The organism is Streptomyces sp. Je 1-369, from assembly GCF_026810505.1.
GTDB lineage: Bacteria > Actinomycetota > Actinomycetes > Streptomycetales > Streptomycetaceae > Streptomyces.
This window is the reverse complement of the sequence record NZ_CP101750.1, coordinates 7,125,098-7,147,091: the sequence shown is the minus strand read 5'-3', so window position 1 is coordinate 7,147,091 and position 21,994 is coordinate 7,125,098. Positions and strand designations below refer to the sequence as shown.

The following is a 21,994-nucleotide window of genomic DNA, read 5'->3' as shown; positions in this document are numbered from 1 at the left end:
GGTGGCGTTGCGATGTGGGCACGGCATGACCCTAGGAAGATTTGAGTGCCGCGGCCGTGGAGCCACGGGTGCCGAGATGGTGAAAGAACAGGTTGAGCGTGACCGCGACGAGCGCGCCCGCGCTGATGCCGGAGCCGAGTACGGTCTGCGCCCAGGCGGGGAACTCCGCGTAGAAGGTGGGGGCGGCGAGCGGGATGATGCCCGCCCCGAGCGCCACGGCCACCAGAATGATGTTGGAGCTGTCGTCGAGGCCCGCCTCGGAGAGCGTGCGGATGCCGCTGACCGCGATGGAGCCGAAGAGGACGATGCCCGCACCGCCGAGGACCGGCATGGGGACGACGTTCACGACGGCGCCGAGCACCGGGAAGGCGCCGAGCACGATGAGCGCGCCGCCCGCGACCGCGACGACGTAGCGGCTGCGTACGCGGGTCAGTGAGACCACGCCGACGTTCTGCGCGAAGGCCGAGGTGGGGAAGCCGCCGAAGACGGGACCCACCAGGGTGGCGATGCCGTCGGTGCGCAGGCCGCGGGTGATGGTCCTCCCGTCGGTCTTGCGCTCGCAGATCTCGCCGAGGGCGAGCATGCCGGCCGCGGACTCGGTCATCAGGACCAGCATCACGATGCAGAGCGAGAGGATCGCGGCGGGCTGAAAGATGGGGGCGCCGGCGGCGAACGGCGTGGGCAGGGCGGCGAGCGGGGCCGTCTGCACCGATGTGAAGTCGGCCATGCCGAACGGGATCGCGGCGAGCGTTCCGATGAACATGCCCGCGAGCAGGGCGACTTGCTTGAGGAAGCCGCGTCCGAATCGCTGGAAGAGCAGGATCACGACGAGCGTGAAGGCGGCGAGCGCCAGGTACTTCATGTCGCCGAAGGTCGGGTCGGTGTCGTCGCCGCCCTGCGCCCACTTCACGGGCACGGGCATCAGCGTGACGCCGATGAGGGTGATGACGACGCCGGTGACGAGCGGCGGGAAGAAGCGGAGCAGCTTGCCGAAGAAGGGTCCGACGGCGAGGCAGAAGACGCCCGCGACCATCACCGCGCCGTATATCGCGGGGAGTTGGTCGCCCTTGGCGTTGGTCTCGGCGATGGCGAGGATGGGCGCGATGCCCGCCGAGGACGCGGCGTTCACGAACGGCAGGCGGTTGCCGACGAAGCCCTTGACGCCGAGGGTCTGCAGGATGGTGGCGAGACCGGCGATCAGCAGTCCGGCGGCGATGAGCCGGGTCTGGGCCACGGTGTCCAGGCCGCAGGCCTGGCCGATGATGAGCGGAGGGGTGACCACACCCGCGTACATGGCGGCGATGTGCTGGAGTGCGGCGGGGACGAGCCGCGAGGGGTGGAGCTTCTCATCCACCGGATGACAGTCGGCAGTTGACTGCTCGTCAGCTGTTTCGGCTGTGTCCGATGGGGCGGAACCCGGGCCTTCGGCTGCTGCCGGCCCCGTTGCAGGCTGTGCCATTGCGGATGTTCCCTCCGGTGTGGCGCGCCCCCGCCCACTGCGGGCGGGACGGGGGCGCGCATCCCGCGTCAGAGGTTGGTCATGTCGACCGGGATCTTCGGCTCGACGCCGTCCCGCAGAATCGTGGCCTCGATCAGGCCGTACGGGCGGTCGGCGGCGTAGTAGACGGCTCCGTCCTTGGCTTCGTTGTCGAGGCCGAAGGGCGAGAGGTCCTGACGGAAGTGGTGCTTGTTGGGCGCGGAGAAGCGGATCTCGTCGATCTCGCTGCGGTTGTTGATGACCCGCGAGCCCATCTGGTAGAGCGTCTGCTGCAGGGAGAGGGAGTAGGTCTCCACGAAGGCGTGCAGGATGTGCTTCTTCGCCTGCTCGTACGACCGCTCCCAACTCGGCATGCGCTGCTCGTCGTTGGTCCAGTTGTGCCGCCACCAGGTGGACAGGGAGGTGGCGAGGATGCGGTCGTAGTCTTCCTTGAGGGTCGTGTACTTGTCCTTGATGAAGCCCCAGAACTCGGAGTTCGTGGAGTTCATCACGGTCAGGTCCTTCAGACCCGAGAGGACCTCGAAGTTCTGGCCGTCGTACGTGATCTGGGCGAGCCGCGTCTCCTGGCCCTTGCGGACGAAGGAGTGGTTGACCTCGTCGGCGCCGATGAACTTGGCGTTGCTGTCGGAGCCGCCGATGCGCTCCCAGGAGTACTCCTCGATCCGGATCCGCGCGCGGTGGATCGAGGGCTGGCTGTCCACGAAGTGCCGGGCGAGGTGGATGCCGTACTGCTCGGCGGACTCGATGCCGTACTCCTTGGCGAACGCGAAGCAGGTGTTCTTCGTCGTGTCCGTCGGCAGGCAGTTGGCGTTCGAGCCGTTGTAGTGGACGTCGTCCAGGTCGCCGGAGAGGGCGACGGAGACGTTCAGGTCCTTGATGTGGTGGGTGTCGCCGTCCCGCGTGATCTTTACGACCCGGTTCTCAGCCTTGCCGTACTGGTTCTGTCCCAGAATGGTGGGCATGTCTGCTAGCTCCCTCGGTAAACGGAGTAGCCGAACGGGTTGAGCAGCAGCGGTACGTGGTAGTGCTCGCCCGGCTTGACGGCGAATGTGATCGCCACCTCCGGGAAGAACGCTCCGGTCGCATCGCTGTCCCGATTCGCGGGGGCGTCCTGCTGCGCCTCGGCTTGCTGATTGTTCTTGGTCAGGAAGTACGCCTCGGTCTCGAAGTCGAGGCGTACGTGCGAGGTGCCTTCCGGCAGGGCCGGCAGGTCCTTGCAGCGCCCGTCCGCGTCGGTCGCGCTGCCGCCGAGCGCCTTCCACTCCTCACCTGCACCACTGCGGGCGGACAGGGAGATGGTGACGCCCTCGGCGGGGCGGCCGATGCTGGTGTCCAGGATGTGCGTGGACACCGAAGCGGTCGTTTCCGTGCTCATGCGTCGTTTCCTTCTTCTACGGGCTTCAACGAGCTTCTACGAGCTGCTACGAAGCTTCCACGAGGCGGGTCAGGCGGATGCGGTTGATCTTGCCCAGTTCGCTGCGGACGATCTCGCGCTCTCCCTCCGCCTCGTTCTCGATCCGGATCTTGAGCTGGCCGAGCATGAACTCGGCGGTCGCGCCGGTCGCGCAGATCAGGAAGACGTGACCGAACTTCTCCTGGTAGGCCAGGTTCAGTTCGAGCAGTTCGGCCTTGAGCTCCTCGGAGGCCCCGGCCATGCCGCGCTGTTCGCGGGCGGAGGTCGGGTCCCCCGGCTTCGGGCGGCCGATCGGCGGGTGCCCCGCCATCGCCTCGGCCAGATCCTCGGCGGTGAGCTCGGCCATGGCGGCGTCGCTCGCGACGAAGAGGGCTTCGACGGTGGGGTAGGGGCGCTGGGCAAGCAGTTTGCTTCCCCAAGCCGAAGAGGCGCAGGCCTCGTGGAGGGCGGCGGTGGCCGCGGCCTCCTCCAAAGCGTTGAACCGGGTGAGACCCGGTGTCGGACTCGAAGTCACGGGGAGCCTCCGTGGCCTTGTGCTGGACGGGCTGCGGAACAGCTAAGACCTTCAACAACAGCGCGTCAACAGTTTGTTGAAATAACTTGAACAAAGAAGCCGCCACCCGGCAATTCGGGTGACGGCTCGGCCGCACAGCGTGACCACGGGCGTGGGCCAAGGGGTGGCCCACGGGGTGAATTACTCGCTCTTGGCGGCGTTCTCCCTGTTCAGGTAGTTGTAAACGGTGAAGCGGCTGACGCCGAGCGCGCCCGCCACCGTCTCGACGCCATGCCGGACGGAGAACGCGCCGCGCGCCTCCAGTATCCGCACGACCTCCTGTTTCGCCTTGCGGTCCAGCTCGGACAGGGGTCGGCCCTGCTTCCGCTCCAGGGCGAGCAGAATGTGGTCCAGCGAGTCGGCGAGCTGCGGCAGGCGTACGGCCACCACGTCCTCGCCCTCCCAGGCGAGCACGACGTCGTCGACCCCCGCCTGATCGGGCGGCACCATCTCGCCGCCCATGGCGTACACCAGCGGTTTCACCGCGGTGACGAAGGGGTCGTCCCCGAAGCTGGTCACTTATCCGCCTCCCCCGGGTCCACCGGCTCGCCGATCACGTTGACCTGGAGCGAGACGCGGGTCGCGCCCGCCCCCAGGGACCGACGCAGCATCGCATCGACGGCAGTCAGCACCGCGTCGACGTCGCCCTCGGCCGTATTGCCGAACGGACCTACGTCCACGGTGTCCAGCGGGGCCCCCTGAATGACCTCACGAGCCACCACCGCATGCGCGGGGGCCTCGTCGAGATCGAAGGGTTCGGTCGTGAACTCCACTCTCAATCGCACGCTCAACAACCTAATGCCGCCGTCGGAATTTTCGGCAGCTCCCTCTTGACAGCTTCCGCAGATCGGAGGCAGTCTTCCACCAGACAGAAATGAACTTCCGCAATACGGAAGGAGCGCGGAAGCCCCATGGGATACTCCGACCAGCGCTTCAATGTGAACCTGTCGATCCTCTTCACCGAGCTCCCGCTCCTTGAGCGCCCCGCGGCCGCCGCGAAGGCGGGCTTCGGCGCGGTCGAGCTGTGGTGGCCCTGGGTCGACGCCCCCACCCCCGAGCAGTCCGAGCTCGACGCCCTGAAGAAGGCGATCGAGGACGCGGGCGTGCAGCTGGTGGGCCTGAACTTCTACGCCGGTCAGCTGCCGGGCCCGGACCGCGGCGCCCTGTCGATCCCGGGCGAGGAGAGCGCGAAGTTCCGCGCCAACCTCGCGGTGGCGGCGGACTTCGCGAAGTCGCTCGGCTGCACGGCGCTGAACGCGCTGTACGGCAACCGCGTCGACGGCGTGGACCCGGCCGTCCAGGACGAACTCGCCCTGGAGAACCTGGTGCTAGCGGCCCGCGAGGCCGACCGCGTCGGCGCGATCCTGCTGATCGAGGCGCTGAACAAGCCCGAGTCGCCGCTCTGCCCGATCGTGAGCGCCCCCAAGGCGATTGAGATCGTGGACAAGGTGAACGCGGCCACGGGGCTCGGCAACGCCAAGTTCCTCATGGACCTGTACCACCTGTCCATGAACGGCGAGGACCTCCCGTCGGTCATCGAGCAGTACGTGGCCAAGACCGGCCACGTGCAGATCGCGGACAACCCCGGGCGCGGCGCCCCCGGCACCGGCTCGCTCCCCCTCGAAGGCCTTCTCGACCAGCTCAAGAAGGCGGGTTACGAGGGCTGGGTCGGCCTGGAGTACAAGCCGGGCGACGCCCCGAGCGCCGAGGCCTTCGGCTGGCTGCCCGCCGAGCGCTGAGCGCCCACTCATCGACGTACGACACGCTTGAGCAGTAGGAGAGACACCCTCATGAGCAACCTTCCCAAGATCGCGTGGATCGGCCTCGGCATCATGGGCTCGCCCATGTCCGAGAACCTGATCAAGGCGGGTTACTCCGTCACCGGCTTCACCCTCGAGCAGGACAAGCTGGACCGGCTGGCCGCGGCCGGCGGCACGGTCGCCGAGTCCATCGCCGAGGCCGTCAAGGACGCCGACGTCGTCGTGACGATGGTGCCCGCCTCCCCGCAGGTCGAGGCCATCGCGTACGGTCCTGACGGCATCCTGGAGAACGCGAAGTCCGGTGCGCTGATCGTCGACATGTCGTCGATCACCCCGCAGACCTCCGTGGACCTGGCCAAGGCCGCCAAGGAGAAGGGGCTGCGCGTCCTGGACGCCCCCGTCTCCGGTGGCGAGGCCGGCGCGATCGAGGCCGTGCTCTCCATCATGGTCGGCGGCGAGCAGGCCGACTTCGACGAGGCCAAGCCGCTCCTCGACGCTCTGGGCAAGACCATCGTGCTGTGCGGTCCGCACGGCTCGGGCCAGACCGTGAAGGCCGCCAACCAGCTCATCGTCGCCGTCAACATCCAGGCGTGCGCCGAGGCCGTGGTCTTCCTGGAGAAGTCCGGTGTGGACCTGAAGGCCGCGCTCGACGTCCTGAACGGGGGGCTTGCGGGCTCGACCGTGCTGACCCGCAAGAAGGACAACTTCCTGAACCGGGACTTCAAGCCCGGCTTCCGGATCGACCTGCACCACAAGGACATGGGCATCGTCACCGACGCCGCCCGCAACGTCGGTGCGGCCCTGCCCGTCGGCGCGGTCGTCGCCCAGCTCGTCGCCTCGCTGCGCACGCAGGGTGACGGCGGCCTCGACCACTCCGCCCTGCTGCGCTCCGTCGAGCGCCTCTCGGGCGCCGAGCTCTAAGCCGCACCTGCGGCAAGAGCTCCTCTCGAACTTCCGGGCCGTGGCGGCGCTGACACCTGTCCTGTCGCGCCCAGGCGTCGCCGCGGCCCGGAACTCCATCATCAACTTCAACAAACTGTTGACGTAGCAGTTCAGGGGTCCTTACGCTCCGAACACCTCAGCAGTCACAGCACGGAAGGTCACGATGTCGAAGCGCGTGCTTACGACCGAGTCCGGCGCCCCCGTCGCCGACAACCAGAACTCCGCCACCGCCGGCGTCGGTGGCCCGATCCTCCTCCAGGACCAGCACCTGCTGGAGAAGCTCGCCCGCTTCAACCGTGAGCGCATCCCGGAGCGGGTCGTGCACGCACGCGGCTCCGGTGCGTACGGCTACTTCGAGGTGACCGACGACGTCACCGGTTTCACCCACGCCGACTTCCTCAGCGAGCTCGGCAAGCGCACCGAGGTCTTCCTGCGCTTCTCGACCGTGGCCGACAACCTCGGTGGCGCGGACGCCGTCCGTGACCCCCGTGGCTTCGCGCTGAAGTTCTACACCGAAGAGGGCAACTACGACCTCGTCGGCAACAACACGCCGGTCTTCTTCATCAAGGACCCGCTGAAGTTCCCCGACTTCATCCACTCCCAGAAGCGCGACCCGTTCACGGGCAAGCAGGAGCCGGACAACGTCTGGGACTTCTGGGCGCACGCCCCCGAGGCGACGCACCAGATCACCTGGCTCATGGGCGACCGCGGCATCCCCGCCTCGTACCGCCACATGAACGGCTACGGCTCGCACACCTACCAGTGGACGAACGCCAAGGGCGAGGCCTTCTTCGTCAAGTACCACTTCAAGACCAACCAGGGCATCCGCAGCCTCTCCGCCGAGCAGGGCGCCGAGACCGCGGGCAAGGACCCCAACTCGCACCAGACGGACCTGCTCCAGGCCATCGAGCGCGGCGTGAACCCGTCCTGGACGCTGCACGTGCAGATCATGCCTGCGGCGGAGGCGGCCGACTACCGCTTCAACCCGTTCGACCTCACCAAGGTGTGGCCGCACAAGGACTACCCTCTGCAGCGTGTGGGCCGCCTGGTCCTGGACCGCAACCCGGACAACGTGTTCGCCGAGGTGGAGCAGGCAGCCTTCTCCCCGAACAACTTCGTTCCCGGCATCGGTCCGTCCCCCGACAAGATGCTCCAGGGCCGCCTGTTCGCCTACGCGGACGCGCACCGCTACCGCCTGGGCGTCAACCACACGCAGCTCGCGGTGAACGCGCCCAAGGCGACGAAGGCCGACAACTACGGCCGCGACGGCCTGATGGCGTCCAACGCGTACGGCCGTGACCGCAAGAACTACGAGCCCAACTCGTACGACGGCCCCGTCGAGACGGGTCAGCCGCTGGCGGCGCCGCTCGCGATCGCGGGCTACACCGGCACGCACGAGGCCGCGACCCACACCAAGGACGACGACTTCTTCCAGGCCGGTGAGCTCTACCGCCTGATGTCCGAGGACGAGAAGTCCCGTCTGGTGGCGAACATCGCCGGTGGCCTCTCGCAGGTCTCCCGCGACGACGTCATCGAGAAGAACCTGGCCCACTTCCACGCCGCCGACGCCGATTACGGCAAGCGCGTCGAGGAAGCGGTCCGCGCGCTGCGCGAGGACTAGTTCCGCAGCAACTCCGAGGCTGCGCCGGTGGGTTGACGGGAGGTCGACCCACCGGTGCTGAGCCCGCACCGCCACGGACCCGGATGAGGGGTGGTCCCGTGCGCACCGCGGGCAGTCCGCTCCGGCGGACAGGCACGGGTCCGCGGCGGCTCTGCGAGCCAGTGCGGTGGTAAAGGTCCGACGGGCTCCCTTCTCGACCTGAGGGAGGGGAACCCCCGGTCCATCGCAACCGCCGCGGTCCCCGCCGACGCCCCCTCGCAGGGGGCCCACAGACTCCGTCCGGCAGCGCGTATGCATGTTCCGCCAGTCGCGCGCGGTCGGACGGCTACAACTCCACGTCTCAAGGCCAGAGAGCCGAGCACGGACGGTCCCGTGCTCGGCTCTCTTCCGCTTGCGCGGGGTCGGCGAGGGAACGGTGCGCGTTGTCGACGAGCTCTTTGTAGGTGAGCACCTCGACACGGCTGACATACGAATTGAAGGTCCGCAGCGCTTCATTGATCTCCTCTTCCGGCACGCCCGGCTGTACGTCCGGGTGTCCTATGAGAACCAGCGCGCTCGCCCTGCGCGTCTCCATGCCGAACTCCTCGCGGATACGGGCACGGTGCTCGTCGAGGCCGACGAGGTAGTTGACGGATTGGCCAACCGCCTCGTGCACCTGCGCCGCAGGCACCCAGGCCGCCCGGTGCCGCTTCACCAGCGGCCCCTGCAGCGCCATCGACCGCTTCAACTCCACGATGTGCAGCGCTCCGTCCCCTCGCACCAGCGGGATGTCCAGCTCGCCGCCCGGCACAAGCCTGCGGTGGGCCGCCTCGCCGACGAATCGGCCGCCGAAGATCCAGTGCTGGCCCTCCAAAGCGCGCTGAAGGTCCCGTTCGAGGGCGGTAGGGCACTTGATGACCTTGCGTAGCACTTCCAGGCCCGCCGCCCTACGCTGCAACTCGGCTGCCTGCAGCAGTAGCTGACCCTTGTCGTCGGCCGCCAGCAACGCCAGCGCCTGAGGCGAGGCCGCGACCTTCCGTGCGGCCTCGGTGGGATCCTCGATGTCGATGCGGCCGTCACGCAGGACGCGCTCCAGCCAAACCGAGATCTCAGCCCGCCCGCGCGGGATGACGTAACGCCCAGGACGGTCGTCGGGGGCCTCGAGGCACAGGGCATCCTCGCCCTGTGCCCGGAAATGCTCCACCAGCTCCGCCGCGGTGACCTCGGGGCGGTCCTTCATGAACTCCCGGGCGGCGGAGACCATCCAGTGGTGCGTCGCCCACATGGTCCGTCCGAGGAAGTCCCGGCTCGACTCGTCACGTACCCCGTCCTGGAACAGCCGGTAGCGCTCTTCGAAGTCCTGCCGGAGGATGCGCCCTTCCGCATAGGCGAGAGAGTCATGGAGCTGCCGTACGGCCTCCCACTCCCCCGCACGGGCAGCCGTCTCGCGCGCCAGGGCGAGCAGGCGCACGAGCTCCCTGCCTCCCCGGCGCTTGCGGCTGCTGCCGCCGTGCATGTGCGCTACGACGGCGGCGATCGCCGTGCGCACCTCTTCGTCGGACGTCTGCCCGCTCATCTCGTGGAGCTGCCACTCCAGCGACATGTCGACTCGGATCTGCATGCGGCCCATTGTTCCGCGCGCCACTGACAACGCCCCGCGCACGCCGAAGGGGCGGCCCACCCCCCACGGGTGGACCGCCCCAGTCAGTGGGTCGTCCGGTGTCAGACCTTCAGCGGGCGGATGGCCGTGGGCGCGTGGCCCGGCTCCGTCGCGATCTCCTCGAACTCCTTGACCGCGCTGATGTCGGCCGTGGGGCTCATCGAGATGTTGGTGATGCGCTCCAGGATCGCCTCGACGACGACCGGGACCCGGTACTCCTGGGCCAGCTTCTTCGCCTGCTCCAGCGCCGTGCCCAGCTCGTTGGGGTCGGTCACGCGGATCGCCTTGCAGCCGAGGCCCTCGGCGACCTTCACGTGGTCGACTCCGTAGACGCCGAGCTCGGGGCTGTTCTGGTTCTCGAACTCCAGGTTGACCTGGAAGTTGATGTCCAGACCGATCTGCGCCTGACGGATCAGGCCCAGGTACGCGTTGTTCACGAGCACGTGGACGTACGGGATGCGGTGCTGCGCGCCGACCGCCAGCTCCTCGATCATGAACTGGAAGTCGTAGTCACCGGAGAGGGCCACGACCTGCGTGTCCGGGTCCGCCTTCGCGACGCCGAGCGCGGCCGGGATGGTCCAGCCCAGCGGGCCCGCCTGGCCGCAGTTGATCCAGTGGCGCGGCTTGTAGACGTGCAGCATCTGGGCGCCGGCGATCTGCGAGAGACCGATCGTCGTGACGTACCGCGTGTCCTTGCCGAACGCCTTGTTCATCTCCTCGTAGACGCGCTGCGGCTTCATGGGGATGTTGTCGAAGTGCGTACGGCGCTGGAGGGTCTCCTTGCGCTCCAGGTGGGACGCGACCCACGCGGAGCGGTCCGGCAGCTTGCCCGCGGCCTTGAGCTCCTTCGCCACCTCGACGAACAGCTCCAGGGCGGCCTTGGCGTCCGACGCGATGCCGTAGTCCGGGGCGAAGATCTTGCCCAGCTGCGTCGGCTCGATGTCGACGTGCACGAACTTGCGGTCCTTGGTGTACACGTCGAGGTTGTAGCCGGTGTGACGGTTGGCCCAGCGGTTGCCGATGCCGAGGACGAAGTCCGACTCCAGGAACGTCGCGTTGCCGTAGCGGTGGCCGGTCTGCTGGCCGACCATGCCCGCGTTCAGGTCGTGGTCGTCGGGGATCGTGCCCCAGCCCATCAGCGTCGGCACGACCGGCGTGTTGGTGATCTCGGCGAACTCGACCAGGAGGTCGGAGGCGTCGGCGTTGATGATGCCGCCGCCCGCGATGATCAGCGGACGCTCGGACTCGACCAGGAAGGTGATCGCCTTCTCGATCTGGGCGCGGGTCGCGGACGGCTTGTAGACCGGCAGCGGCTCGTACGTCTCCGGGTCGAACTCGATCTCCGTCATCTGGACGTCGATCGGCAGGTCGATGAGGACCGGGCCCGGACGGCCGGAGCGCATCAGGTGGAACGCCTGCTGGAAGATGCCGGGGACCTGCGCGGCCTCCAGGACGGTGACGGCCATCTTCGTGACCGGCTTGGCGATCGTCGCGATGTCGACGGCCTGGAAGTCCTCCTTGTGGAGCAGGTGCGTCGGCGCCTGGCCCGTGATGCAGAGGATCGGGATCGAGTCGCCGGTCGCGGAGTACAGGCCGGTGATCATGTCGGTGCCTGCCGGTCCTGACGTACCGATGCAGACACCGATGTTGCCCGGGTTGGTCCGGGTGTAGCCCTCGGCCATGTGCGAGGCGCCCTCGACGTGGCGGGCGAGGGTGTGGTCGATGCCACCGCCCTCCTTGAGCGCCTTGTAGAAGGGGTTGATCGCGGCGCCCGGCACACCGAACGCGTTGACGACGCCTTCGCACTTGAGGATCTCAACTGCCGCGCGGGCAGCGGTCATACGAGCCATGGGGTTCTCCTGCTTCGACAGCTTCGACAGCTTTTCGGCTGCCGGATTCGGCTGGCGGATCCGGCTCCCGTCGCGCCCCGCGGTGAGCTCCTGTTTCCGCATTGTGGAAATTTAGTTCTGCTATATGGAAGCAATGTAAGCGGGTGCGTCGGACAGCGTCAAGAGAGATCGGGCAACTGACAGCCGCCGGGCATCGCTTGGGTGGAGGATGGGGAGCGACCGGGGGTGGTGACGGTTGCGGCGACGGAGAGTGGCGTGTCGATGATCCCGACAGTGCCGATACGGTGCCCGGAGTGCGGGCGCGAACATCTGTACGCCCCGCCGTCCTACCCCTGCGCGTGCGGCGCCCCCGTGACCCCGCGGGTGTCACGGGACGCGGCGGCGGAGCCCGTGACGGACCGGACTTGGGCGGCGGAGTGGATCACGGCACGCTGCGAGGCGTGCGGTGAAGGAGGCCACTGGCCGCAGCCGGAGCTGGACTGCCCGTGCGGGGCGGTGCTGAGGGTTCCGGTCGCTGGGGCGGAATCGGGGGCGGAGGCCGGGGCGGGGACAGAGGTGGGGATAGAGGTGGCGCCCGGTGAGCGGCTCGGCGGCACGGAAGCGGCGCCCGGTGAACGGCCCGGCGGCGCGGAAACGGCTCCCGGCTCCGGCGAGGTGCCGACACCGCCGCCCGGTGAACGGCCCGGCGGCACGGAAACGGCTCCCGGTGAACGGCCCGGCGGCACGGAGACGACGGCCGGTGAACGGCCCGGCGGCGCGGAAACGGCTCCCGGCTCCGGCGAGGTGCCGACACCGCCGCCCGGTGAACGGCCCGGCGGCACGGAAACGGCTCCCGGTGAACGGCCCGGCGGCACGGAGACGACGCCCGGTGAGCGGCCCGGCGGCGCGGAAACGGCTCCCGGCTCCGGCGAGGCGCCGACACCGCCGCCCGGTCACCCCCACCCCTCCCATCCCTCCCACATCCCCCTGCCGCGCACCGCCCCGCGCCCCCGCCCCGCCTTCCGCCCCGTCACGATCCGCGACGCGCGCGATGCCGTGACCGTGGCCGCGCTCTACCTGCGCTGGCTCGGCTATCTGAACACCCGCAGCGCCGCCCGGCGCCCGCCCTCCGGGTCCCGGATCGCCGCGCGCGGCATGCTGGCGCAGGTCGAGCCCGCCCTGCGGCCCACCACCCTGCGGGACATCGAGTGCCTGTGGCTGACCGCGATGACGGAGGCGGTCGACACCCCCGTGGCGTGCGCGTTCTTCTCGCTGGCCGGGTACACGTCCGGGGCCCGCACGCGCGCGGACTCCCTGGGCGTCCCCCTCTTCACGATGGACGCGACGGGCACGCCGCAGCCGGTGAACGGAGCGGCGGACGAGCTGGTGGCTACGGGCGCGTAACGAACTTCGCCGCGTCGCCGGAGCGTGCGGCTCCGCGCAGGTGGGCGACATGGCGGAGCAGGGCGAGCGTCGTCATCAGGGCCACCAGAGCGCACACGCCCGACCAGCCGAAGGCCCCGTACGCGTGCACCGAAAGCCAAGAGCCGACGCTTCCGCCCAGGTACGCGCAGGTCATGTACGCCGTGTTGAGGCGCCCCCGCGCCTCGTCGCTGAGTCCGAATATCCGTACCTGATTGGCGACCGTGCCGGACTGCATCGCGACGTCGAGCAGCAGCGACCCCACCGCGAGGGCCGCGAGCCCCGCCGCCCCGCCGAGGCCGCCCGCGAACAGGACGGCGGCGGCCACCAGGACCCCGACCATGCAGACCAGGTTGACCGCGTCGGACCCCCGGCGGTCCACCTGCCGCCCCGCGACCGGCGTACAGAGCATGGTCGCCGCGTTGACCAGCGCGAGCACGCCGACCGCCGACGCGCCGAGTCCGTACTCGGGCCCCGTCAGGAGCAGCGCCACGCCGGTCCACAGAGCGGAGAAGCCGCCGAAGACCATCGCCTGGTAGAAGCCGGAGCGGCGCAGGTCGGGCTCGGTGCGCAGGAGGCGGAGGGAGTGGGCGAGGAGGGCGGGGTACCGCTGCCGGGAGGGCGCCGTCGACCGCGGCAGCGCGCGTGCCAGTACGCATGCGATGACCAGCGCGATCACCGACGTCATCAGATACGGCGCACGCCAGCCCAGCCACTCCCCCACCGTGCCGCCGAAGACCCTGGACAGCAGCATCCCGCCGATCGACCCGCTCAGGAGCGTGCCCGCGACGGCGCCGCGCCGTTCCTCGGGGACGAGCCCCGCCGCCGTCGGCGCGATGACCTGCGCCACGACCGTGGTGACGCCGACGAGGACGCTCGCGGCGATCAGCGGCGAGATCCCCGGCGCGGCGGACGCGCCGAGCAGGCCGAGCCCGGCGAGGGAGAGGAGCGTGACGATGAGCGTCCGGTACGGGACGCGGTCGGCGAGCGGTACGAGGAGGAAGATGCCGCCCGCGTACCCGAACTGCGTGGCGGTGACGACGAGCGCCGCGGTGTCGGCCGAGACGTTCAGCCCGTCGGCGACCAGCGGACTGACGGCCTGCGGGAAGTACACGTTCCCGACGGCCACGCCACAGGTGACGGCGAGCAGCAGCACCATGCCCCGACTCAGACCGGCCGCCCGCACCTCGGCAGCCCCACCCGCAACGGTCCCGACCTCCTCGGGATCACCGGCCTTGGACAGACGCACGCACACACCCCATGGGTTCGACGGAAAGGAAAAGGACCAAGAACCAAGAACCAAGAACCAAGGAGCAAGGAGCAAGGAGCAAGGATCGGAAGGATCAGCGGACCCGAAGCGTCTCCGCCGGACCGGCCCACGATCCCCGCTCCACCCACCGCCGCACAACACATTTTGACCGGGCCATACTCACCCCATGCTCATCCGACCCGTCGCCGCCGCCGAACTGCCCACGCTCCAGGACATCGAGCGCGCCGCGGGCGAACCGTTCCGTTCCCTCGGCATGGCTGAGATCGCGGACGACGAACCACCCACGGTCGAGGAGCTGGACCGCTACCGGCGGGCCGGCCACGCCTGGGTAGCGGTCGACGACAAGGACTCCCCCATCGCGTACCTCATCGCCGACCCCCTGCCCGACGCCCACGCGCTCCACATCGAGCAGGTCACCGTGCACCCGCGCGCCGCCCGCCGCGGCGTCGGGCGCGCGCTGATCGCGTACGCCGCGGACCGCGCCCGCGAGGAGGGTGCGACCGCGCTGACCCTGACGACGTTCGCCGACGTCCCGTGGAACGCCCCGTACTACGCCCGCATCGGCTTCCGCCCGCTCGCGGACGCCGAACTCACCCCGGCCCTGCGGGACATCCGCGCGCACGAGGCGGAGCTCGACCTCGACCGCTGGCCCCGCCTGTGCATGCGCCGCGATCTCACCGGGGCCGCCGTCACTCCCCGTACCGCTCCCTGAGCTCGATCTTGCGCACCTTTCCGGAGACCGTCATGGGGAACGCCTCCAGGATGCGCAGGGCGGCCGGGATCTTGTAGTGGGCCAGCTGCCCCTTGCAGTAGTCCTGGAGTTCGTCCAGCGTGAGGACGTCGTCGGGGTCCCGCACGATCACGCAGGCCAGCGGCACCTCCCCGTACCGCTCGTCGGGTACGCCCACCACCTGTACGTCCGCGATCTTCGGGTGGGCGTACAGGAACTCCTCGATCTCCCGGGGGTAGATGTTCTCGCCGCCCTTGATGATCATGTCCTTGATGCGGCCGACGATCTGGACGTACCCGTCCTCACGCATGACCGCGAGGTCACCCGTGTGCATCCAGCGCCCGGAGTCGATGACTTCGGAGGTCCGCTCGGGCTCGTCCCAGTAGCCGAGCATGACGCTGTACCCGCGCGTGCACAGCTCGCCGGAGGCGCCGCGCGGCAGCGTCACGCCGGTCGCGGGGTCGACGACCTTGACCTCGATGTGGGGCAGGACCCGGCCGACCGTGCCGGTGCGGCGCTCCAGGTCGTCGTCGCGGCGCGTCTGTGTGGAGACGGGCGAGGTCTCGGTCATGCCGTAGCAGATGGAGACCTCCTCCATGTGCATCTCGGCGACGACGCGCTTCATCACCTCGACCGGGCAGGGCGACCCCGCCATGATGCCGGTGCGCAGTGAACTCAGGTCGTACGTGGCGAAGTCGGCGAGGTTCAGCTCGGCGATGAACATCGTCGGTACGCCGTACAGCGAGGTGCAGCGCTCCCGCTCGACGGCGTGCAGCGTGGCGACCGGGTCGAAGGACGGGGCGGGGATGACGATGCACGCGCCGTGCGAGGTGGCCCCGAGGTTGCCCATCACCATGCCGAAGCAGTGGTAGAAGGGCACGGGCAGACAGACCCGGTCCTGCTCGGTGTAGCCGACCGTACGGCCCACCCAGTAGCCGTTGTTGAGGATGTTGTGGTGGGAGAGCGTGGCTCCCTTGGCGAAGCCGGTGGTGCCGGAGGTGTACTGGATGTTGACGGGGTCGTCGCAGCTCAACTCGGCTTCGCGGGCGGCCGGTTCGCCGTCGCGCACCGTACCGGCCGCGTCCAGCAGCGCGCCCCACGACCGCTCGTCCCCGATGTAGTGGACGGCGCGCAGGTCGGGGCAGCGGGGGCGTACCTCGTCGACGAGCGCGCGGTAGTCGCTGCTCTTGTGGGCCTGCGTGGCGATCAGGACGGAGACGCCGGACTGGTTGAGCACGTACTCCAACTCGTGCGCCCGGTACGCCGGGTTGATGTTGACCATGATGGCGCCGATGCGGGCGGTGGCGTACTGCACGAGGACCCACTCGGCACAGTTCACCGCCCAGATCCCGACGCGGTCGCCCTTGGCCACCCCGGCCCCGAGGAACCCGCGCGCCAGCCGCTCGACCGCCGACCCGAATTCGGCGTACGTCCAGCGGGTGCCGGCGGCGACGTCCACGAGCGCGTCCCGGTCGGGCCAGGCCGCGACGGCCCGGTCGAGGTTCTGCCCGATGGTGTCGCCGAGGAGCGGCGTGCCGCTCGTGCCGTGGGCGTAGGAAAGTGTGCTGGACCGCTCACTCACCGGAAGTCCTCCTCGCGGTACTCCGCGTCCGAACCCGCGGCCGTCGCCTCGCGCAGCTCGATGCGGCGGATCTTGCCCGACACGGTCTTGGGGAGGGCGCCGAACTCGATGCGGCGCAGGCGCTTGTACGGGGCGAGCACCGCGCGCGAGTGCTCGAACAGCAGCTTCGCCGTGTCCGGGCCCGGTTCGAACCCTTCGGCGAGCACGACGTACGCCTTCGGCACGGCGAGCCGCACCGCGTCCGGCGCGGGCACGACCGCGGCCTCGGCGACCGCCTCGTGCTCCAGGAGTGCGCTCTCCAGCTCGAACGGGGAGATCTTGTAGTCGGAGGCCTTGAAGACGTCGTCGGCGCGTCCGACGTAGGTGATGTAGCCGTCGGCGTCGCGTGAGCCGATGTCGCCGGTGCGGTAGTAGCCGCCGGCCATCGCCTGTGCCGTGCGCTCGGGGTCGCCGTGGTAGCCGGCCATCAGGCCCACCGGGTCCGAACCCAGGTCGAGGGAGATCTCGCCCTCCGCGGCGCCGGGCGCGCCGGTCACCGGGTCGAGGAGCTCGACGGTGAAGCCGGGGGTGGGGCGGCCCATCGAGCCGGGCTTCAGCTGCTGTCCCGGCGAGTTGGCGACCTGCACGGCCGTCTCGGTCTGCCCGAAGCCGTCGCGGATGGTGACGCCCCAGTCGCGCCGCACCTGCTCGATGACCTCGGGGTTGAGCGGCTCCCCGGCCGCGACGACCTCGCGGGGCGGGGTGCGCAGCTGGGTCAGGTCGGCCTGGATGAGCATGCGCCATACGGTGGGCGGCGCGCAGAACGACGTGACGCCCGCCCGGTCCATCTCCGCCATGAGCCGTCCGGCGTCGAAGCGCGCGTAATTGTGGATGAAGACCGTCGCCTCGGCGTTCCACGGGGCGAAGAGGTTCGACCAGGCGTGCTTGGCCCAGCCGGGCGAGGAGATGTTCAGGTGGACGTCGCCGGGCTTGAGGCCGATCCAGTACATCGTGGCGAGGTGGCCCACGGGGTACGAGACGTGGGTGTGCTCGACGAGCTTGGGCTGGGCGGTGGTGCCCGAGGTGAAGTAGAGCATCAGGGGGTCGTCGGCGAGGGTGATGCCGTCGGGCTCGAAGAGGTCAGGGGTGACGGTGGTGTGGGAGGTGACGGTGGCGTGGGGGGTGGCGGTGGCGTCGTCGACTCCCTCGTAGGAGACCCACCCGTCGCGTGCGCCCCCTACGGTGATCCGTGTGTAGTCGCCGGGTACGTCGTCGAACTTCCCGGTGTCCTCGGGGCGTACGACCACGTGCCGGGCGCGGCCGCGGTCGATGCGGTCGCGCAGGTCGACGGGGCCGAGGAGCGGCGTCGCCGGGATGACGACGGCGCGCAGCTTCATCGCGGCGAGCGCGATCTCCCAGAGCTCGGCCTGGTTGCCGAGCATGACGACGATGCGGTCTCCGGCGCGGACGCCCCGCGCGCGCAGCCAGTTGGCGACGCGGTTCGAGCGGGCGGACAGGTGCGCGAAGGAGAACCGTGACTCCGTGCCGTCCTCCTCGACGATGTGCAGGGCCGTGCGGTCGTTGTTCTCCGCGATGACGTCGAACCAGTCGAGCGCCCAGTTGAACCGTTCGGGCCGCGGCCAGGCGAAGCCTTCGTACGCGGCGGCGTAGTCCTCTCGATGCCGCAGGAGGAAGTCCCGTGCGGTACGGAACTGGTCCGTGGCGCTCGTGCCGTCAGTCGTCATGTGCACCCCTAGTCGCCGCGCTCGCGGCGTATCACTCTGCTGCTGCCGTACTCATTGCCGGACGCTACGGAACATCGTGTAATTCGTGAGGCGGATCCCACTACCCCCGGACGGGGGTGTCGCGAGGCGAAAGGGCGGGCGCGTGTCGGCTGACGGCGGCGAGACGGTGGAGATGCGGGCCGCTCTGCTGCGGCTGCGCCGCGGCACGGGGCTCCCGGTGGCCTACGGCGGTCTGCTCGACGGGCCGCGTCAGGTCCGCATCGGCGAACTGGTCGGCACGGGTACGCGTGCGCTGCACGGCCTCGCCATCTCGTCCGGGAACGGCCTCGGCGGCAAGGCCGTCGCCCTGTCGCGGCCCTGCGCGGTCACCGACTACCACGTGTCGCGGCACATCAGCCACGAGTACGACGCGGCGGTCGCGGCGGAGGGCCTGCGGTCGGTGCTCGCGGTGCCCGTGGTGGTACGTCGCCGGGTGCGCGGAGTCCTGTACGGCGCGCTGCGCGCGGCCCAGCCGCTCGGCGACCGGACGCTGTCGGCGGCGGTGGCCGCGGCGCGCGACGTGGAACAGGCGCTGGTCGTACGGGACGAGGTGCGGTCGCTGCTGGCGGCGGTGGCGGAGTCGGGCGGGGGCGGTGACAGTGCGGGCGCGGGTGCGGGTGCGGGATCGGCCCCGGGCCCGGGGCCGGGGGCGTGGGAGCAGGTCCGTGAGGCGCACGGCGCGCTGCGGGCGCTGGCTCCGCGCGTCACCGACGCGTCCCTGCGGGCCGAACTCCTCGCGGTGTGCGGCCGCCTGGCATCGGCGACGCTGGTCCCGGACCACCCACGGGACCGCCCGGTCGCCCTGGCCCCCCGCGAGGTCGACGTGCTGTCCTGCGTGGCGGGCGGCGTGACGAACGCGGCGGCCGCCGAACGGCTCGGCCTGCGCCCCGAGACCGTGAAGGGCTATCTCCGCTCGGCCATGCGGAAACTGGGGGCGCACACGCGCTTGGAGGCGGTGGTGGCGGCGCGCCGGGCGGGCCTGCTTCCGTAGCGACAGGGGGCGACCGGTGGCGACAGGGGGCGACAGGTGGCCACTCGTAGCGACTGGTAGCGACTGGTAGCGACCGCGACCGGCGGGGGGCTTTGATTACGGCGCCCAGTGCGGCAGTTGAGCGCATGCCCCCCCCGCGCCCACCCACGACGTCGCCTCACTCCCGTACGCCCGCCACCGACATCCCCCCACGTCGCAGCGCGAGACCGGCCGGTGCGACCGCCGAGATCACGGCCAGCACCGCGCAGGCGCCCAGGACCGCCCCGAGCGTCGCCCACGGGATCTCGATGGACGTCCACACCGAGAGCAGGCCCAGCGCGCTCCACATCCCCACCAGGTTGAGCGCGGCGACCAGTGCTCCCAGCAGACCGCCGACCATGACCACCATCAGGGCCTCCGCGCCCACCAGCCGCAGCACCTGCGGCCCGGTGGCTCCTGCCAGCCGCAGGACCGCCAGTTCACGGACCCGGTCGGAGGTCGCCATGACCATCGTGTTGGCCACGGAGATGCCCGTGTAGAGGAGGGCGATCCCGAGGACCATGAAGAGGCCCGTCCGGGTCGTCCGGTTGGTCTCGGGTGACATCGCCCGCACCCAGGCGTCCCGGGTGAGCACCTCGCCGCCCGACGCCCGCACCGCCGCACGCAGACCCGAGGCCACGGTGGCCGGGTCGGCACCCGGCGCGAGGCGTACGTCGACCCGGTCGACGGGAGCCGTGGGTGCGTTGCGCGGGGTGACGTAGACGCCGTTGTTGCCGGTGCCCGTGGTCATGACGGCGGCGACCTCCAGGGACTTCCGCGTGCCGTCGCCGAGCCACACGTCCACCCGCTCGCCCACGGTGTGCCGCGCCCACTCCTCGTTGACGATGATCGAGTCGTCGTCCAGGTCCCGCACCTTCCCCGCGGTCAGCGGGAGACGCGCCGTCGCCGCGAACGGTCCCGGTTCGACGGCTCTGGCATCTGACTTGATGAGCGCCACGCCGTCCTCCAGGACGTACACGGCGCTCGACGAGCTCGCCGCGGCCGCGGTGCCGCCGGGCACGGCACGGAGCCGTTTCAGCGTCGCCGCGTCGAAGCCCGCGTCGCCCGCCGGAGTGACCACGAAATCCGCGGCCGTCCGCTCCCGTATCTCCGTCGCCTTCGCCCCGCCGAGCGTCGCCGTGGCGCCCAGCAGCGATCCCGCCAGTGCGACCGTGACCAGCACGGGGGCCGCGACGGCGGCGGTACGGCGTACTCCGGCGGCGGCGTTCTCCCGTACGAGCATCCCACCGGCGCCCGGCAGCCGCGCGGGCAGCCAGGCCAGCAGCCGGGCCAGGGGCCGCACGAGTACCGGCGCCAGCAGCGCGACCGCGGTGATCAGCAGCATGGGCCTGCTGATGTAGGTCTTGCGCTGCAACAGGTCACCCGGACTCGTCACCAGGGCCAGGACCAGGGTCACGGCGGCCGTGGCCAGGAGCACCGAGCCGACCAGCCAACGGCCCCACGTCATCGCCCGGGCGTCCACGGACGCCTCGCGCAACGCTTCGGTGGGCCCTGTGCGACCCGCACGCCATGACGCGGCCACCGCACCGCACAGGGCGACGAACAGGCCGGTCCAGAACGCCAAGTGGTAGGGCCAGGTGTAGTCGCCGATGGTGAACCAGCGCGGCGCGAGGCTCTCGTGGACCGCCCACGCGGCGAGCTTCGGCGCGCCGTAGGAGCCGAGCGCGCAGCCCGCGGCCGAGGCGAGCACGCCGACCACGAGCGCCTCGGTGGCGACCATGCGGCGGATCTGCCCCGGGGTGGCGCCCGCGGTGCGCAGCAGCCCGAACTCGCGGCGCCGCTGGGCCACGGCGAACGCGAAGGTGGACGCCACGACGAACACCGACACGAAGCCGGTGACGCCGCCCGCCGTGCCGAACATGGCGTTCATCGCGGTGAGCGCCTCGCTGTCCCGGTCGGGGTCGGCGTCGGCGTACCGGCGCGCGTCACCGGTGAGGACCTGGGCTCCGTTACCGGGGAGGACTGCGGCTCCCTTACGGGTGAGGACTGCGGCCCCCTTACCGGTGAGGGCTGTGGCTCCCTTACCGGTGAGGACTTGGGCTTCCTTACCGGTGAGGACTTGGGCTCCCTTACCGGTGAGGACTTGACCTCCGTCACCATCGTCGCCGCTGCCGCGTACCGCCTCCCGCACGGCCGACGCGTCGGCGTCGACCACGAGTTGGAGGCTGCGCGGCGACAGCTGGGCGGCGCGGGCGTCGGTGTAGAACACGGCGCTCTCGAAGCCGAGTCCCGCCACGGTGCCGACGACACGCACCGTCCCGTCGCCGGTCCGCAGCCGGGTGCCGGGACGGGCCCAGTCCCCGCTGACGACGACCTCGTCCGCGGCGCGGGGCGCGCGTCCCGCGTCGAGCTCGTACGGTGCGAAGGCCGCGGTGGACCAGGGGTGGCCGACCAGGTCGGCGGGGCCGCGCTCGGCCCGGACGGTGAACGACCGGTCCTGGACGACGGTTCCGAGGCGGCGCAGCTTCGCGACGACGCCGTCCGGGACGGGGCGCGGCTGCGCGAGCTTCTGCGTGCGGTCGTCGAGCGAGGTGGGCACCGTGAGGGTGTCCTGTCCCTTGACGACGACCGGCGCGACGGCGAACCGCTCCGGGCCGCGGGGCGGTGCGTCCTGCGAGGAGGCCAGGGCCAGTCCCATGACGGCGATCAGGGCGACGCCCAGGGAGAGGGCGACGAAGCTGCCGACGAAGGTGGGCCAGCGGTGGCGGAGGGTCTGGAGGGTGGTGTTCAACGTGGCGCTCAGCACGGTGCCGCCTCCAGGTTGGTCATGCGTGCGGCGATGTCCTCGGCGAAGGCGGCGCGACGCGACGGTTCGTAGGCACCTGGCAGTCGCCCGTCGGCACCGCGCAACGATCCGTCGCCGCCACCCAACCGTTCATCGGCACCTCGCGATCGCCCATCGGCACCGCGCAACGATCCGTCGCCGCCACCCAACCGTTCA

General features: G+C 70.3%; 18 protein-coding genes. 6 read left to right on the top strand and 12 right to left on the bottom strand.

Translation table 11 applies throughout. The annotated features are described in order from the left end of the window. Positions 1 to 31: 31 nt before the first annotated feature. The 6 genes from NOO62_RS31955 to NOO62_RS31930 form a co-directional block, all read right to left on the bottom strand. On the bottom strand, positions 32 to 1,459 hold the full coding sequence (locus tag NOO62_RS31955; RefSeq protein WP_268774265.1) for a nucleobase:cation symporter-2 family protein: 1,428 nt from the start codon (positions 1,457 to 1,459) through the stop codon (positions 32 to 34). A 68-nt stretch (positions 1,460 to 1,527) separates the two neighbouring features. Beyond that, positions 1,528 to 2,460 (bottom strand): factor-independent urate hydroxylase, encoded by a 933-nt coding sequence (gene pucL / locus NOO62_RS31950; RefSeq protein ID WP_268774264.1) that lies wholly within the window; start codon positions 2,458 to 2,460, stop codon positions 1,528 to 1,530. Between the two features lie 5 nt (positions 2,461 to 2,465). After that, positions 2,466 to 2,873: a hydroxyisourate hydrolase gene (uraH, locus tag NOO62_RS31945; RefSeq protein ID WP_268774263.1), complete on the bottom strand. Its 408-nt coding sequence runs from the start codon at positions 2,871 to 2,873 to the stop codon at positions 2,466 to 2,468. 46 nt (positions 2,874 to 2,919) lie between these two features. After that, positions 2,920 to 3,426, bottom strand: coding sequence for a 2-oxo-4-hydroxy-4-carboxy-5-ureidoimidazoline decarboxylase (uraD, locus tag NOO62_RS31940; protein WP_268774261.1), 507 nt, complete (start codon positions 3,424 to 3,426; stop codon positions 2,920 to 2,922). 180 nt (positions 3,427 to 3,606) lie between these two features. Beyond that, positions 3,607 to 3,984, bottom strand: a complete 378-nt coding sequence (locus tag NOO62_RS31935) for a helix-turn-helix domain-containing protein (protein WP_268774260.1) — start codon at positions 3,982 to 3,984, stop codon at positions 3,607 to 3,609. After that, complete coding sequence (locus NOO62_RS31930) at positions 3,981 to 4,250, bottom strand: hypothetical protein (protein ID WP_268774259.1); 270 nt, start codon at positions 4,248 to 4,250, stop codon at positions 3,981 to 3,983. The genes NOO62_RS31935 and NOO62_RS31930 overlap by 4 nt, the downstream gene beginning before the upstream one ends. Before the next feature lie 126 nt (positions 4,251 to 4,376). On the opposite strand from NOO62_RS31930, the gene NOO62_RS31925 reads away from it, so the two are divergent. The 3 genes from NOO62_RS31925 to NOO62_RS31915 all read left to right on the top strand — a co-directional run bounded on the left by NOO62_RS31925 (position 4,377) and on the right by NOO62_RS31915 (position 7,788). After that, positions 4,377 to 5,204 carry a TIM barrel protein gene (locus NOO62_RS31925; RefSeq protein ID WP_268774258.1) on the top strand — a complete coding sequence of 276 codons (828 nt, stop codon included), beginning with the start codon at positions 4,377 to 4,379 and terminating at the stop codon, positions 5,202 to 5,204. A gap of 51 nt (positions 5,205 to 5,255) precedes the next feature. After that, positions 5,256 to 6,146 (top strand): 2-hydroxy-3-oxopropionate reductase, encoded by an 891-nt coding sequence (locus NOO62_RS31920; protein ID WP_268774257.1) that lies wholly within the window; start codon positions 5,256 to 5,258, stop codon positions 6,144 to 6,146. A 184-nt stretch (positions 6,147 to 6,330) separates the two neighbouring features. After that, positions 6,331 to 7,788, top strand: coding sequence for a catalase (locus NOO62_RS31915; protein ID WP_268774255.1), 1,458 nt, complete (start codon positions 6,331 to 6,333; stop codon positions 7,786 to 7,788). A 340-nt stretch (positions 7,789 to 8,128) separates the two neighbouring features. On the opposite strand, the gene NOO62_RS31910 is transcribed toward NOO62_RS31915, so the two are convergent. After that, positions 8,129 to 9,388, bottom strand: coding sequence for a Shedu anti-phage system protein SduA domain-containing protein (locus NOO62_RS31910; protein ID WP_268774254.1), 1,260 nt, complete (start codon positions 9,386 to 9,388; stop codon positions 8,129 to 8,131). Between the two features lie 101 nt (positions 9,389 to 9,489). Then, positions 9,490 to 11,277, bottom strand: a complete 1,788-nt coding sequence (gcl, locus tag NOO62_RS31905) for a glyoxylate carboligase (protein WP_268775877.1) — start codon at positions 11,275 to 11,277, stop codon at positions 9,490 to 9,492. Between the two features lie 390 nt (positions 11,278 to 11,667). On the opposite strand from gcl, the gene NOO62_RS39150 reads away from it, so the two are divergent. Beyond that, on the top strand, positions 11,668 to 12,660 hold the full coding sequence (locus tag NOO62_RS39150; RefSeq protein ID WP_321170629.1) for a hypothetical protein: 993 nt from the start codon (positions 11,668 to 11,670) through the stop codon (positions 12,658 to 12,660). Here NOO62_RS39150 and NOO62_RS31895 read toward each other — a convergent pair. Next, on the bottom strand, positions 12,647 to 13,837 hold the full coding sequence (locus NOO62_RS31895; protein ID WP_268775876.1) for an MFS transporter: 1,191 nt from the start codon (positions 13,835 to 13,837) through the stop codon (positions 12,647 to 12,649). The two genes, NOO62_RS39150 and NOO62_RS31895, sit on opposite strands and share 14 nt — an antisense overlap. Positions 13,838 to 14,114: 277 nt before the next feature. On the opposite strand from NOO62_RS31895, the gene NOO62_RS31890 reads away from it, so the two are divergent. Beyond that, entirely contained in the window at positions 14,115 to 14,660 is a 546-nt protein-coding gene (locus NOO62_RS31890) for a GNAT family N-acetyltransferase (protein ID WP_268774253.1), read from the top strand. Here the strand turns inward: NOO62_RS31890 and NOO62_RS31885 are convergent. Continuing rightward, complete coding sequence (locus tag NOO62_RS31885) at positions 14,638 to 16,260, bottom strand: AMP-binding protein (RefSeq protein ID WP_268774252.1); 1,623 nt, start codon at positions 16,258 to 16,260, stop codon at positions 14,638 to 14,640. The genes NOO62_RS31890 and NOO62_RS31885 overlap by 23 nt on opposite strands. Then, a complete protein-coding gene (locus NOO62_RS31880) occupies positions 16,257 to 17,984 on the bottom strand; it encodes an AMP-binding protein (RefSeq protein WP_268774251.1) in 1,728 nt (575 codons plus the stop codon). Before NOO62_RS31880 ends, NOO62_RS31885 begins: the two co-directional genes overlap by 4 nt. A 172-nt stretch (positions 17,985 to 18,156) precedes the next feature. Here NOO62_RS31880 and NOO62_RS31875 point away from each other — a divergent pair, with 172 nt between their 5' ends. After that, positions 18,157 to 19,014 (top strand): helix-turn-helix transcriptional regulator, encoded by an 858-nt coding sequence (locus NOO62_RS31875; RefSeq protein WP_268775875.1) that lies wholly within the window; start codon positions 18,157 to 18,159, stop codon positions 19,012 to 19,014. Positions 19,015 to 19,171: 157 nt separating this feature from the next. Here the strand turns inward: NOO62_RS31875 and NOO62_RS31870 are convergent, their stop codons facing one another. Then, positions 19,172 to 21,799: an FtsX-like permease family protein gene (locus NOO62_RS31870; RefSeq protein ID WP_268774250.1), complete on the bottom strand. Its 2,628-nt coding sequence runs from the start codon at positions 21,797 to 21,799 to the stop codon at positions 19,172 to 19,174. Between the last annotated feature and the right edge of the window lie 195 nt (positions 21,800 to 21,994).